The following is a 13,666-nucleotide window of genomic DNA, read 5'->3' as shown; positions in this document are numbered from 1 at the left end:
CCAACGCCACCCGAGATGCTGCGCGGATGGGGAGGATTGTTGGGTTTGTCGTGGGGCGCCAGCGGGTCACCCTGACGGGCCACCGGCTTACCGTCGAGGAAGACATTCGGGCTCGCGGCAATCACCGGAGAGGGGTGGAACCCCTCGTGGTCGGTGCCGATGTCACCGAGCAATGCAATAGTGGGACACATCTGAATTCTCCGTGTGGGCAAGGGGTCGGCGTCTCGAGAGACAGTCCCGCCATGCCTGCCGCTCACCGTCGCGAGCATGGGCCTGAATACACTTTGGGGTAGCAGCCCAGCAGCCTCTGTGCCAATGCAAATTAACCAGCAATATTGTTTTAGATCAGCATCTTATGAGATGGCACCATGCCAGCGGCGAAGACTGCTGCAACAGGTTGCACGAGACAGCGTGAGGATGTGGCAAAACCTTGCCCATATAGTCAATCCCGCCATACATTGCGCAACCTATTGCTCAAGACAGCATGATCAGCTGCCGCCATCACCTTGCTGCAGCTGGTAGAGGCGGATGTTGAGCGCCTTCAGATCGCTCTCCAACCCCTTCAGATCCGCCGCCGTGATGGGCTCCTGCGCCGCCTTTCTCGCCTCCAGCTCGCTCAAACGCAGGCTGAACGGGATGCCCTGCATCAGGTTCTTCTGCACCTCATAGAGCTGGGATTTCAGGTAGGAGATGGTCACCGTCTTGCGCTGACGCTCCAGCTCCAGCAGCTGTTCGAGCAGGGCATCCACCCCGGCGCGGGCATCCAGATAGGTCGGCACGCCGATGGCATCCCCCTGCTGACTGGCCAACGCCGTCTGCCACTGCTTGTCCAGCGCCTTGACCGCCAGTGAATCGGGATAGAGCATCTGCAGCGAGCTGCGCAACCCCTCCCCATAGTGATACCAGTAGAGCGGCGAGGTCTGTTCCAGCCGGGCAAGCTGGCTCTGATAGCGTGCCACCAGCTCGCTCTCCATCCCCTGCAGGGTCTGCTCCCCCAGCACGATGCGGGCCTGGCGGATATCGTCATAGCTGAGCGCCCGTGGCAGCTCGGCGGCCGGTTGCTGCAGGCGCTGGGCGGCCAGCGTTTTCTCCTGCTGCTGATGTTGCCAGCCGAGCCAGGCCATCGCCGGCAGGGCGCAGCTGAGCAGGCCGCAGCCAAACCAGAACCAGGCGGGACGCTGCCTGCGGTGTTGCTCAATCTTGAGCACCGTCGGTTTGACCTGCCCCTTCTCGCGACCGATCAGTATGCTGCCCTGGGGCAGATGCGGCGTGGCCGAAGCAGAGGCGGCGCCGTCTTGATCCATGTCGGACTTGAAGAACACCATGGGCGGGATCTGCAGCTCCTCCTTGAGACCCGGCTCATCGGAGACGATGACGATCTCGGCCTCATCGAACAGGTGGGTGTAACCCTCGATGAAGTGCACCAGATTCTCGACCCGCGGGATGCGACTCAAGCCCGCGTTGTGCAGTTTCTCGCTGATGAGCTGCAGCGCCCGCTCACAGCGGTAGACCAGGCGCTTGTCCTCATGGCTTATCTGGTACTGGCGGATCACGTCGCTGATGCGGGCGATGAACCAGTCCAGCATCTCGATGCGGGCCCGCTCCTGGTGCACCGGCGGCCAGAAGCTCTCCCACTGGGTCACGATCAGGTTGGCCAGAAACTCGCAGCCTTCGGTGAAGCCGCTCAACCCCTGCAGACGGGATCGCGCCAGGGTGAAGTAGATGGCGGTCTGCAGATCCACCCCGTGTTTCTCGAAGATAAGGCTCGCGAGCTGATGGATCTTGGACCAGTCCACCTCGGGACGGGAGGCGTGGCTGAGCTTGTTGATCTCGCTGCGCAGCGCCTCGTACTCCGGCAACATCCTGGGGTCGCGCCCCACTTTCAGCGCCTGCTGGCCTTGCTGGTTATTTGACATATGGGCTTCCAACACTGTGGGGGCACAAGGTGCCCCCGACATCATCAATAAAGGGATTCAGGCAATCTGAACTGGCTGAACAGGCCGCCGGTGAAGGGGTTCTGCGCGCTGTCGGTATAGACGCGATAGGTCATGGCCCCCTGATCCACCGGGAAGCGCACATCGAAGGTGGCCTCGTTGACCTGAGTCAGCTCACCCTTGTCCATCAGCCGGAACATGGCCCAGGGTCCGACGAAGCCTTCGCTGCGCGGCGAGCGCTCCCGGGCCGCCGGCACCAGGGTGATCTTGCTCTCGGCACCGTCACGCATGGTGTTGGGCCACACCAGCGGGATCTTGGTGCGCCGGCCGTGGGCGTATTCCAGCAGCTGGCCGTCCAGGTTCAGCACGCTGCGCCGCTTGTTGGCGGTGAGCTCGATGGGCTCGAGGGCGAACTGCACCTCCAGGTTGCCCTGCTGGCTGAAGAAGATCTGGCGGATGCGCGCCGCGCGATCGAGCTGCTTCACCAGCTCGGCCTGCATCGGCGAACTGAACTCCCCTTCCATCAGACCGCTCTCCACCATGGGTTTGAGATTGAGCTGATAGAAGCTGTCCAGGGTGCCGTTCGGGGCGAAGAAGCGCTCCATCTCGGACAGGGGCACATCCTTGGCGGAGCCGGGCTCGAACGGATAGCGACCGGCCAGCTGGCTGTTGAACGGCGCCAGCACCTTGTCCTGCCACTCCTGATTGAGGGACGACATGGCGAGATCGATCACCAGCCGCGAACTCTGATCGGAGAGCTGCCCCACCCAGCGGTCCAGCGGGGCCGGCAGGCCACGGGCGTACTGCTGCAGGGCGAACACAGGATCGGCATACTTGTTGGTCAGCCGCAACTGGACCGCCTTGAGCGCCGACTGACCCGGCTCGGTGGCGTTGACGATGAGCTCCAGGTAGTGCTGCAACTCCACCAGCTTCTGGTTGACCTCCTGGATGAGCGGGCCCTGCTCGCCACGCCCGCCGAGAGCCGCATTGGTGGCCAGGAAGGGACGTCCGATGCGGGCTGTGATGGCCTGGGCCGGATCCCCTTCCACATCGGAGAGCTTGCGGATCCGGGTGTTGTCATCGAGCGCCGCCAGCACCCGCTGGAACGGCTGATCGTTGCCGGTGATGGCGGTCAGCACGTCCAGCGCCTGCTCCGGGCTCTCGAGGGGTTGCACGTCCAGGTTGGTGAGCAGTTTTTGCCACTGGTTGACGTAATCGGTGACATAACGCTCGTTGACCTGACGGGTGATCTCCTTGCGGTCGGCCTCGCTCAGCTGACTCAGCTTGCGCTGGCCCAGCACCCAGGCATCCATGGCGGTCAAGTCGATCAGCGCCTTGTCCTGCTTGAGGAAGAAGTCGCTGAACCCGGGATAAGTGAGCAGACGCGGCACCTGGCCGGCGTTCTCATTGCGCAGGGTGAAGACGGTGTCGAAGGTCGGCCCCACCTCGTCGCGCACGTTGAGATCCGGCGGCAACACGTCGCCCGCCTTCACCACCAGGTTCTGGTAGACCCGCTGATGCATGGGCAACTTGCCAAGCTCGCGCTGGGCGCCATAGACCGACTCCTTGAACGGCACGAAGGCGGTGATGGCGGCCTGATCCCGCGCCCCCCGGGCGCCGTACCAGTCGGTGTGATCGAGGGCATAGTCGAGGTGACCCATCAACTGCTCCTGCACCGCCCCCTGGCCCGGGAAGGCCTGCTGCCAGCGGCTCGCCATGTACTGCTCCACCAGATCCTTGTTGCGACCCGAGGCATCGTCCAGCATCCGCATCACCCGCAGGATGGAGAGCTTCTCCTCGCTGCCGGCCGGCGCCTGTTCGAGATCCTCCAGCAGCCCCTGCATCTGAGCGGGCAGGAAGCGCAGGCTCAGCAGTTGCAGATAGGAGCCTTCCACATAGGGGCCGATTTCGTCCCCCTGATAGAGGCCGAGATCCGCCACCAGCGGGGTACGCTCGCGGTAGTTGCCGAAGGAGAGGGTCGCCTCGCGAATCAGGTTCAACCGTGGCAACTGGCTCACCCCGAAGGCGTGCTCATCGGCCAGCTCGTTGGTCTGGGTGAAGGCCTGCGCCTTGGTCAGCACGTTGCGACCGGCCTCTTCGTTGACCCGATAGAAATGGTGCCAACCACCGATGAGGAGCGCCGAGAACAGCGACAGGCACCCAAGGCCGATGACCATGCGACGGCGGCGGTAGAGGGTATGCAGCCGGTTCTCCCCGGCCAGATGGGCCTCGGGGAAGATGATGGAGGAGAACAGCTTGCGCACGAAATAGGTATTGGACTCCCCGCGCAGGGCCGAGTAAATGGGCTCCGGCAGGTTGTAGCGGCGGGAGGCCGCCTGGGCGAACGCATCGAACGGCACCCCCTGCTGGTAGACGGAGCTGATGTAGACGCCGCGCACCAGCAGCGGCTTGCTCTCCTCGATGGCCAGGGTTTCGTCGAGCAGGCTGGTCACATAGTCCTTCAGCCCCGCCAGCTGGCGCACGAAGGAGAACAGCGCGCTGCGCTGGGCGGCATCCAGCCTGGCCAGCATCAGCTCGGGCAGGTTCTGGTTGAGGTTGTCGACCCACTGATCCCAGAACAGAGCCAGCTCCTGCTGCCAGCTGTCGCCCTGGCCGTCGGTCGGGTTGAAGGTCACCCCCAGCACGGCCTCGCGGGCCTCCTTGTCGAGCTGCTCATACACCACATCGAAACCACGCAGCAGATCCAGCTTGGTGAAGGTGACATAGAGCGGCAAGCGGGTGTTCATGGTGGCCGACACCTCCTGCAGGCGGAAGCGCATCAGCTGGGCATAGGCCTTGCGCTCGGCCACGCTGGCGTGGGAGAGCCAGGCCAGATCCACGGTCAGCACCAGGCCGTTGAGAGGCTGACGGCGACGGTGTTCACTGAGCCAGTTGAGCAGATGCAGCCAGAGCCGCTCGTGCTTGCGCGCCAGCGGATCCAGTTCGGGTTCGGATTGAGACAGCAGCTCACCGGCGGGATCCAGCATCACCGCCTGTTCCCCCAGCCAGCAGTCGATCAGCTGATCCTGCGCCACGTCCCGCAGCTCGGTGTCGAGCCTGGGATTGAGCTTGTTGGCCGGGTTGGCGCGGTGGATCAGGCTGCTCTTGCCGCTGCCGGGCAGCCCCAGCACCAGGTACCAGGGCATGGCGTAGAGCGCCCCCTTGCCCAGGTGTTCGTTGAGTGCCTGCAACCAGCGGCCGAGGAACAGCGCCTGCCGATCGAGCAGCCCCTTCACCGGATCCTGCTCCAGCACGACCTCGTGCTGGCGCTCGGCCTTGAGCTGCTGCATCTTGCGCCACATGCGCCAGGAGAGGATGCCCAGCAGCAGCCAGAGCCACAGCAGGGTGAATACCACCCGGCCCCACAGCGGCTCGAGCGGCTTGGCCTCCCGGATCTCGAGGCGGGGGCCGAGCCACCACACCAGGATCAGGGCGACGACCCAGAGCACCGCGCCGAGCAGGGGCCAGGAGGGTTTCAATTTCGGCAGCTGTTGCCGCAGAAAGGTAAAGATGGTCTTGAACATAAGATTGTGATTCAACTCCGACTCAATGACTCATTTCGACAGCGGGGCCGCCTGGTGTTCCAGACGGCTGACCAATCCAGGTTCCCATTGCGCCAATCCAAGGCGACTGGCCTCTTGCCACAAGTGTTGATAGTGCTGGCGAGCCAGCGAATTCATGCCTTCCTGCGCCAACAGCTCCGCCTGCACCAACTGGGCATGGAAGCGGGCTCTTGGCTCTTTCAACTGCGCCATCCGTTCATCGAGCAGGGCCAGGGCCGCGGCCACCCCCTGCTCCCCGTGCCGCAAGGCTATCTCTTCTGCCAGGCTGGACGCCCCCTCGCCCGCCGCCCCGCCCCTGGCGGGTTGCAGCCAGCGGCCGCACTCCGGGGTGAGAAAGGGGCTGCCATCGCTGAAACCGAGCTCCCGCAGGGCAGGCAGCCGCTGCAAGAAGCTCTCGAGCTCCTGGGCGATGGCCTGGGCCGGCGCGCCAAACCCGAGCTTGTCCGCCACCTGGGCCGAGAGGCGATGCCCTTCGAACCAGTAGGGCGCCAGGGTCAGGCTCTGCTCGATCCGCTGCCAGAGCGCCAGATCCGGGGCCGTCATGGCGGCGCGGTATTCGTCTACCATGTCCACCGACATGGGCGCCAGCTGGGTTTTATTGCCCGGGCCGCTCATGGGGGGCGTGGTGATCCCGGCCCAGATGGCGTGGCGACGCAGGCGATAACCCACCGCCGCCTCCGGCTGCCGCTCGATCAGCAGTTGTGCCACCTTGAGCTGGGTCTGTCGCCAGGCCCTGTCGTTGGAGCTGTCGAGCTCGATGCCAGCGCTCTTGGCGCCGCCGCTGAGCACCATGGTGCCACTCGCGGCAACCTGGTTGGCATGAGCGATCGCCGCGCCAGAGGGCTCGCCCCGATCGGCCTGTGCCTGGGCCACCTGCTGGCGCTGGGCCCGCTTCAGCCCCATCAGCAGGGGATCGAGCAGCTCGCCCTTGTCCGGGCACTGGGCCAGCCAGCAGGCTTCCAGCTGCTCGGCCTGGGCCAGCAACTGGGCCAGCTCGGCCGCCGAGGCGCCCTCGCTCACCCGCGGCAGGGCGCCCTCGAAGCGCTTGACGATCTGCACCATCAGCCGCTGTTTCTGGCTCCCGTTACCGGGCCAGGCCAAGAGCCAATAGGCGCTGACCCAGGCCTCCAGCAGGCTGAGCGCGGCCCCCATGGGGGTCGCCTTGGCCGGGTGTTGCAGGCAGCGCAGCAACTGGGCCAGCACCCGCATGTCCTTGGTGCGGCTCTCCAGCAGGCCGAGGCAGGCCTCCGCCACCGCGTTGAGATCCACCTGGCTGTGGGCCAGGGAGCCCAGCTTGACCAGCTCGGTCTCCACATAGTCCCAGCGCGGCTCATCGGCCAGCACGGCGCCTCTTATCTGTTCATCCGGCAGGCTGCTGAGCAGGCGGGCACACCAGGGGTGTCGATAGCTCATGGCGCCCCCTACCAGCGACACTGCTGACGCAGCGGGGCCAGCGCCTCTTTCAGGCCGCTCAAGTCGACCCGCAGCAGGGCACCGTTGTCGGCCCGTACCTGCAGCTCGCGATGGCCCAGCCAGCGCTTGAGCTCCTCGATGGCCGGCAGGCCGCGGCCGTATTCCAGCAGCAGCCCCCGATCCCGGATGAACCAGCTCTGGGCACTGTTGCTGGGCGAGCCGTCGAGCTCAAGCTGCACCCCCTCGCCGACCCAGGGCGTATCCAGCCGCAGCCGGATGTGGGTGATGCTGTCGACGCAACCTATGGCTAGCGTCGCCCCGCGCAGGGCCGGGCGGGTCAGGGTCTCGCTGCCACGAGCGGGATCGCTTTGCAGCAGGAAGGGCGGGCTTTCGGGAGTGCGGGCCAGCTCCTGATCCCAGATCCCCTGCCAGGCGGCAGACTTGGCTACCCCAGCGCCTGGCACCGAGTCGGCAGCGCCGCCGAGGGCGTCGTAGCAGGCCAGCCGGATCAGCGGGGATGGCTCGCGCCGACACTGCTGCCAACCGCTCATGTCCGGCTGCGGTGCCGCACTGCCGGCGGCCAGCAGCAGCGGCAAGAGGCCGAGGACGCTCATCAGTTCACCTCCAGTTTCTGGCACTTGTGATCCAGGGTGCGCTTGGGAATGTTCAGACTCTCAGCCACCAGCATCCGGTTACCCTGGAAATGGCGCAGCCTGGCCTCGATGACCGAGGCCTCGTACTGCTGCATGGCGCGGCGCAGATCCCGGATATGGTTGTAGTCGTCGAGATAGCCCGGCAGCTCGACGCAGACCCGCTCCCTAAGCTCGGGTGGCAACGCCTCCAGCAGCACCTCCTCGCCGTGGCGGGTGTGGGCGCAGGCCACCTCCAAGAGGTTGCGCAGCTCGCGCACGTTGCCGGGGAAGTCATAGCTCTGCAGCTGCTTCAGGAACTTGCGATGCAAGCCGCCGAGCGCCTTGCCATCCTGCTCGGCAAACCGGGCCATGAAGTGCTGGCACAGCATGGGCACGTCATCCATGTGCTCGCGCAAGGGGGCGATCAGCAGCAGGCACTGGCAGAGGCGGTGATAGAGATCGGCCCGGAACTGGCCCTCCTCCACGTGACGACTGAGGGGCTGATGGGTCGCGGCGATGAGGCGAAAATCGGAGTGGCTCTCCTGCTCGGCGCCGAGCGGCCGGTAGCTGCGGGTCTCGAGCACCCGCAGCAGCTTGGCCTGCATGGCGGCGGGCATGTCGCCCACCTCATCCAGGAACAGGGTGCCGCCGTTGGCCTGGGCCACCAGCCCGGCCTTGTTGGACAGGGCACCGGAGAAGGCCCCCTTCTGATAACCGAACAGCTCGCTCTCGATCAGGTTCTCCGGGATGGCGGCGCAGTTGATGGCGACGAAGGGTTTGCCGGCACGATCTGAGCATTGATGCACCAGCCGGGCGACCACCTCCTTGCCACTGCCGGTCTCCCCCTGGATGAGCACGGTCAGCTTGTGCTGACCCGCCAGGCTTATCTGTTCGCGCAACCCGCGGATCACCGCCGACTGACCGATCAGCTGATCGGCCAGCAGCTTCTCGTATTGGCGCTTGATCTGCCCCTCCCCCTTCATCTGACGCAGGGAGTCGCGCAGCACGCTCTGATCCCGACGACTGCGGCCCAGATCGCGGATGAGGGTGAGCTGGTTGCAAAACACCTGGGACAACTGGGCCAGCTCGGGACGGGTCACCCACTCCTGCAGCCGCTCGGCATCGTCCATCATGGCCAGCACGGCGAACGGCTTGCCATTGCCATCGTTGAGGGGGAAGGCGTGCAGGCCGCACTGCTGGCCGAGGTTGGCCAACAGTGCGCGAAAGGCGGCGTGCTCGATGCGCGCCCCGCCATGGAGGGAGTCCCAGGTGCGGGACTGGGCCTTGTGCAGCACATAGGCCAGCGGGTGGGAGAAATCATCCACCGCCAGCGCCAGCGACACGGCCTGCCCCTTGACCCAGCCCTGACACTCCAGCTGGCGACCGCTCACATCCAGCAGGCCGAGCAGGAGCCCCTTGGGCTGGAAGCTGGCGTGCAGGGTCGAGGCCCACCAGTGGCACAGGTGCGGCTCGTCACGCTGCTGCGTCAGTGCGAGGGCGAAGGCGAGGGCTTGTTCCATGTTCAGCCCTCCACCTCGGCCACGAACTGCTGTTCGGCCACGCTGAATCGTACCCGGCTGATGGGCTCACCGGCGGCCAGCCGTTGCAGCAACTGCAGCGATACCGGTGGCAGCAGGGCCCCGTCGATGACGGATTCCAGCATGCGAGCCCCGTTCTCGCTGCGATTGGCGCGGCGCAGTATCTCCTCGGCCACCTCGTCTTCCAGCACCACCTCGGCACCGAAACGCTCCTTAAGCAGCTTGACCAGCCGGTCGAGCTTGCCTCCCACGATCTCGATCAGGCTGTCGTGGCCGAGCGGCAGGTAGGGGATCACCTCCATCCGCGCCAGCAGCGCCGGCTTGAAGAATGCGGCCAGCTCGGGATAAAGCGCATCGAGCAGCGCCTCTGGCTGCTGCGCATGATCGACTATGGTCTGGAAGCCGAGGTTGGAGGTGAGGAAGAACACCACGTTCTTGCAGTCGATGAGACGCCCTTCCCCGTCCGCCAGCTCACCCTTGTCGAACGCCTGGTAGAAGAGGTTCAGCACGTCCGGGTGGGCCTTCTCCACCTCGTCCAGCAGCACCACTGAGTAGGGCTTCTGACGAATGGCCTCGGTCAGCACGCCACCTTCACCGAAGCCGACATAGCCGGGAGGAGACCCGATCAGGCGGGAGACGGTGTGCTTCTCCTGATACTCGGACATGTTGATGGTGGTGAGGTACTGGCGCCCGCCGAACATCAGCTCCGCAATCTGCAACACGGTCTCGGTCTTGCCGACCCCGCTAGGCCCCACCAGCAGGAAGGCGCCAAGAGGGCGACCCGGGCGGCGCAAGTCGGCGCGGGCGGTCAGCAGGTGCTTGTGCAGGTGGGCCACCGCCACATCCTGCCCCTTGATGAGGGAGCCGAGGTACTCCGGCAGCCGGGTCACCACGTCCAGCTCCCCCTGGGAGATGCGATTTAGGGGCACCCCGGTCCACTCGGCGATCACCGCCGCGACCTGGGTCTTGTCGACGTGGGCCGAGACCAGCACGGCCCCCTGCTGCAGGGCGGCCAGCTCGCGCTCGAGCCCGGCCAGCGCCTCGGCGGCGGCCTGGGGATCCAGCGGCGCATCGGCAAGGTCCAGCGCCTCGCCCTGTTCTTCGGCCAGCAGGGCGGCGCGCAGCTCGACGATCTGCTGTACCAGCCCCTGCTGTTGCTGCCACTGGGATTCCTGCTCGCGCAGGGTCTCGCGGCAGCGCTGCTGGGCGGCCTGCAGCTCGGCCAGCCGCTCGACGTTGTCACCCAAACCGATCAGGCTCTGGCGCTCCAGCTGGCGGATCTCCAGCTCACGCTGGCGCAGCTCGTTTTGCAAATGGCTGACGGCGCGCGGCGGCGTGGTCAGGTTGATGGCGACCCGGGCACAGGCGGTATCGAGCACGTCGATCGCCTTGTCCGGCAACTGCCGGCCGGAGATGTAACGGGCGGAGAGTTGGGCGGCGGCCTGCAGCGCCTCCTCGTCGATCAGCACCCCGTGGGCCTTCTCATAGATGCTGCGCAGACCGCGCAGGATCACGGTCGCCTCAGAGGCCGAGGGCTCACCCACCTTCACCAGCTGGAAGCGGCGCGACAGGGCGGCATCTTTCTCCACGTATTTCTTGTACTCGCCCCAGGTGGTGGCGGCTATGGTGCGCAGCTCACCCCGGGCCAGGGCGGGTTTGATCAGGTTGGAGACATCCAGCCCGCCGGCCTGGTTGCCGGCCCCGATCAGGGTGTGGGCCTCGTCGATGAACAGGATGACCGGACGCACCGCGTCTTTCACCTCCTGCATCACCCCCTTGAAGCGTTTCTCGAATTCCCCCTTGACCGAGGCGCCGGCCTGCATGGCGCCGAGATCCAGCGTCATCAGCTCGACGCTTCGCAGCTTCTCGGGCACCTGATCCGCCACTATGCGCAGCGCCAGTCCCTCGATGAGGGCGCTCTTGCCGACCCCGGCCTCTCCCACGACGATGGGGTTGTTCTTGCGACGGCGGGAGAGGATGTCGATCATCAGATCGATCTCGTGATCCCGGCACAGCACAGGATCCAGACTGCCCTGACGGGCCTGCTCGGTCACGTTGACGGTGAAACGGGCCAGCAGGCTGGCATCGGCCGGCAGGGCGCCCTGGCTGGCGGTGCCACCGGCGGAGACGGTCACCTGGGTCTCGGCAGATTCTTTCACCCACTCATCGAACTGCTGGCGCAGCAGCTCGCGGTTGACGTTGGCCAGCAGCCGGGTCACCGAGCCTGGCAGGTAACGCTGGGGGGTCATCAGCAGCACCAGCAGCATGACGCCGCTGCGCAGCTGCGCATGTTGCAGCTCGGCGGAGGCCAGCAGCCAGCTGTCTTGCAGCCACTCCACCAGCAGCGGCGAGAAGGAGGGATAACCCTGGCCATAGCCGCTGTCGGCATGGGAGGATTGCAGCAGAGTTTTTAGCTCCTCGACCTCCACCTCGGCCCGCTTGAGGATCTGGCGCACATCGGACAAGGGAGTATCCAGCATCTTCAGCAGCAGGTGCTCGATGCGGATCTCGGCCCCCTGATGGTTGACGCAGAGGGCCGCGGCCTCCTCCAGCATGTGACGACAGATGGGGTTCAGTCTTTCCACCAGTACCGGTAGCTCTATACGAATCAAGGCGTGCTCTCCTCAGACAGTTATTTTAATAATTCGCCCAGTTGACGCAGCACGTCCTGGGTCTGGTTATTGAGTTGGTGGTGATAGAGGCCAAAGATGATGGCCAGGATCAGGGCGCCGCCCATGAACAGGCTGCGCAGGGATATCTGCTTGCGCAGTTGATAGCGGGAGGCCTGACGGCCAAGGTCCAGGTGAAACACGCTGGGTGCCTCCCCGCTCGCCTCGGGGGAGAGCTGCTTGTGCAACTGCTTGACGATGCGCTCGAACTCGCCCTGGCCCTGGCTCATCACCTTGTAGCGCCCCTCGAAGCCGAGGCAGAGGCACAGATAGATGAACTCCAGGATGTCGCGATAACGCACCGGGTCTTCCTGCAGGCGGGCCAGCAGCACGAACACCTTCTCCCCGCCCCAGGTCTCGTTGTGGAAGCGGGTCAGCAGTGAGTGCTCAGACCATTCGCTCTGGCTGCCCCAGTCGCGGCCCATCACGGCCTCGTCGATGAAGGTGCACAGTATGTAGCGAAACGAGAGCACCACTCCGTTCTCGTAACCCTGGGCCATCAGCTCCTGCTCTATGGCCTGGATCTCGGTCACCACCCGCTGGTAGAGCTCGGGCACCCGATCGTGGCGGGAGAGCAGCCGTACCCGCTGCACCAGCCCCAGCAAGGGGGTCACCGCATCGATCATGGGGTTGATGCTCTGGCCGCGCAGGCGGAACCAATAGTCCGAATCCATGTCCAGCTGCTCGGCATGATCGAACAGCAGATCGCTGAGTTGCTCGTTCTTGATAATGTCCGTGGTCATCTCTGCTTGTTTCCTTGGTGCGATCACTGGCTACGGATGGCCCAGAGCTGCATATCCAGCTCGGGGAAATCGCCGGCAATGTGGAAGGCGAGCGTGTTGCCCACCGCCAGCATCTGCCAGGCCGGGCTCTGCCTGTCGAGCTGGAAGTAGCTGTAACCGGCGTGATAGGGCAGCTGGCGCGGCGCCACCGGCAGCGGCAGCAGCGGAATGCCAGGCAGTTGCAGGCTGATGAGCTCGCGGATCTTGTCGCTGGAGGCCACCTTGGTCTGCTGCAGCAACTGCTTGCGCAACTGCTCCTGGGGCATGCGGGCCCGCACCGCCAGCACGAAGTCGGCGCTTTGCATCAGCTCGCTCTCCCCCACCACGGCCACCATGACGCCGTACTGGTGCTTGCGCAGCTGGATGGAGACGGCGCGCGGCGACAACACAGTGCTGAGGGCCTGGCGCAGGGCCAGCATCACCGGCTCGAAACTCACCTGATGATCGTCGTGACGATAGGCGACAAACTCCGGCGGCAGGCGGGACTCATCGGTGAAGGTCATCAGCTCGCCGCACAGCTGCACCAGCGCCTCGTGCAACCGCTCCGGGTGCAGGGTGCCGAGACGCGAGAGGTGGGACAGCTGGGGCTGGGCCCGGTTGAGCAGTTGCAGCATCATGAACTCGGCCACATCGGCGACCCCCTGCTGACCGGGGGCGGCGATGCGTTGGGAGAGGCTGCGCGCCCGCTCGGCCACCAGACCCGCCGACTCGCCAAGGAAGCGCTTGAGGGTCGGGATGGCCGACACGCTGATGCTGCAGGGCATGAAGTTGGGATCCAGCACCAGGCCGCCGTCCGGACGCTTGTCCAGGATGCGAGCGATGGCCAGCGACGCGTAGGCGCTGCGATCCTCGCGCTCCAGCATCAACCTCAAGCTGACCCGTCCCACCTCGAGGGAGACCACGTCCCCCTCCTCGCTGTGCAGATCCCGCACATCGTGGCGATGGGCCTGCAGCCGGGTGGCTACCTGGCCGCCCTGGTTGACCTCGTTGACCCCGCTCACCGAGAGTGGCAGCGCCAGATAGACCTTCTGGTTCGCCACCGAGGCGTCGGTGATCTCGAGGGGAGTCGGCAGCACATCGTCGTTCGGAATATTGAAGACGGTGCCATCGGGCAGGATGCCGGTGGCCCCCACCA

At 65.4% G+C, this 13,666-nt stretch carries 9 protein-coding genes; all 9 read right to left on the bottom strand.

Annotation, left to right across the window (positions count from 1 at the left end; genetic code table 11):
* The coding region (locus KW821_RS21270) for a PAAR domain-containing protein (RefSeq protein WP_218292837.1) at window positions 1–191 on the bottom strand (191 nt) is incomplete at its 3' end.
* Between the two features lie 297 nt (window positions 192–488).
* The gene (locus tag KW821_RS21265; protein WP_218292836.1) at window positions 489–1,916 is read right to left on the bottom strand and encodes a VasL domain-containing protein; all 1,428 of its coding nucleotides are present in this window, start codon (window positions 1,914–1,916) and stop codon (window positions 489–491) included.
* 44 nt (window positions 1,917–1,960) lie between these two features.
* The gene (gene tssM / locus KW821_RS21260; protein ID WP_218292838.1) at window positions 1,961–5,458 is read right to left on the bottom strand and encodes a type VI secretion system membrane subunit TssM; all 3,498 of its coding nucleotides are present in this window, start codon (window positions 5,456–5,458) and stop codon (window positions 1,961–1,963) included.
* A gap of 30 nt (window positions 5,459–5,488) precedes the next feature.
* Window positions 5,489–6,910 carry a type VI secretion system protein TssA gene (gene tssA, locus KW821_RS21255; protein WP_218292835.1) on the bottom strand — a complete coding sequence of 474 codons (1,422 nt, stop codon included), beginning with the start codon at window positions 6,908–6,910 and terminating at the stop codon, window positions 5,489–5,491.
* Window positions 6,911–6,918: 8 nt separating this feature from the next.
* Window positions 6,919–7,524, bottom strand: coding sequence for a type VI secretion system-associated protein VasI (vasI, locus tag KW821_RS21250; protein WP_218292834.1), 606 nt, complete (start codon window positions 7,522–7,524; stop codon window positions 6,919–6,921).
* The gene (locus KW821_RS21245) at window positions 7,524–9,062 is read right to left on the bottom strand and encodes a sigma-54-dependent Fis family transcriptional regulator (RefSeq protein ID WP_218292833.1); all 1,539 of its coding nucleotides are present in this window, start codon (window positions 9,060–9,062) and stop codon (window positions 7,524–7,526) included. The genes vasI and KW821_RS21245 overlap by 1 nt, the downstream gene beginning before the upstream one ends.
* Before the next feature lie 2 nt (window positions 9,063–9,064).
* Window positions 9,065–11,692 (bottom strand): type VI secretion system ATPase TssH, encoded by a 2,628-nt coding sequence (tssH, locus tag KW821_RS21240; RefSeq protein WP_218292832.1) that lies wholly within the window; start codon window positions 11,690–11,692, stop codon window positions 9,065–9,067.
* Between the two features lie 20 nt (window positions 11,693–11,712).
* Window positions 11,713–12,492, bottom strand: a complete 780-nt coding sequence (gene icmH / locus KW821_RS21235) for a type IVB secretion system protein IcmH/DotU (protein ID WP_168234846.1) — start codon at window positions 12,490–12,492, stop codon at window positions 11,713–11,715.
* Window positions 12,493–12,515: 23 nt separating this feature from the next.
* Window positions 12,516–13,666: type VI secretion system baseplate subunit TssK (gene tssK / locus KW821_RS21230; RefSeq protein ID WP_218292831.1), on the bottom strand; the 1,151-nt coding region annotated here is incomplete at its 5' end.

The sequence above is a fragment of the Aeromonas sp. sif2416 genome (assembly GCF_019218665.1).
Taxonomy (GTDB): domain Bacteria; phylum Pseudomonadota; class Gammaproteobacteria; order Enterobacterales; family Aeromonadaceae; genus Aeromonas; species Aeromonas encheleia.
Note: the sequence above shows the minus strand (reverse complement) of the source record. Positions and strands in the feature narration are given on the sequence as shown.

Bases quoted from the DNA above. Each gene is read 5' to 3' on its own strand.
- tssA (WP_218292835.1), bottom strand. From the start codon at position 6,910: ATGAGCTATCGACACCCCTGGTGTGCCCGCCTGCTCAGCAGCCTGCCG.
- KW821_RS21245 (WP_218292833.1), bottom strand. From the start codon at position 9,062: ATGGAACAAGCCCTCGCCTTCGCCCTCGCACTGACGCAGCAGCGTGAC.
- vasI (WP_218292834.1), bottom strand. From the start codon at position 7,524: ATGAGCGTCCTCGGCCTCTTGCCGCTGCTGCTGGCCGCCGGCAGTGCG.
- KW821_RS21265 (WP_218292836.1), bottom strand. From the start codon at position 1,916: ATGTCAAATAACCAGCAAGGCCAGCAGGCGCTGAAAGTGGGGCGCGAC.
- icmH (WP_168234846.1), bottom strand. From the start codon at position 12,492: ATGACCACGGACATTATCAAGAACGAGCAACTCAGCGATCTGCTGTTC.
- tssM (WP_218292838.1), bottom strand. From the start codon at position 5,458: ATGTTCAAGACCATCTTTACCTTTCTGCGGCAACAGCTGCCGAAATTG.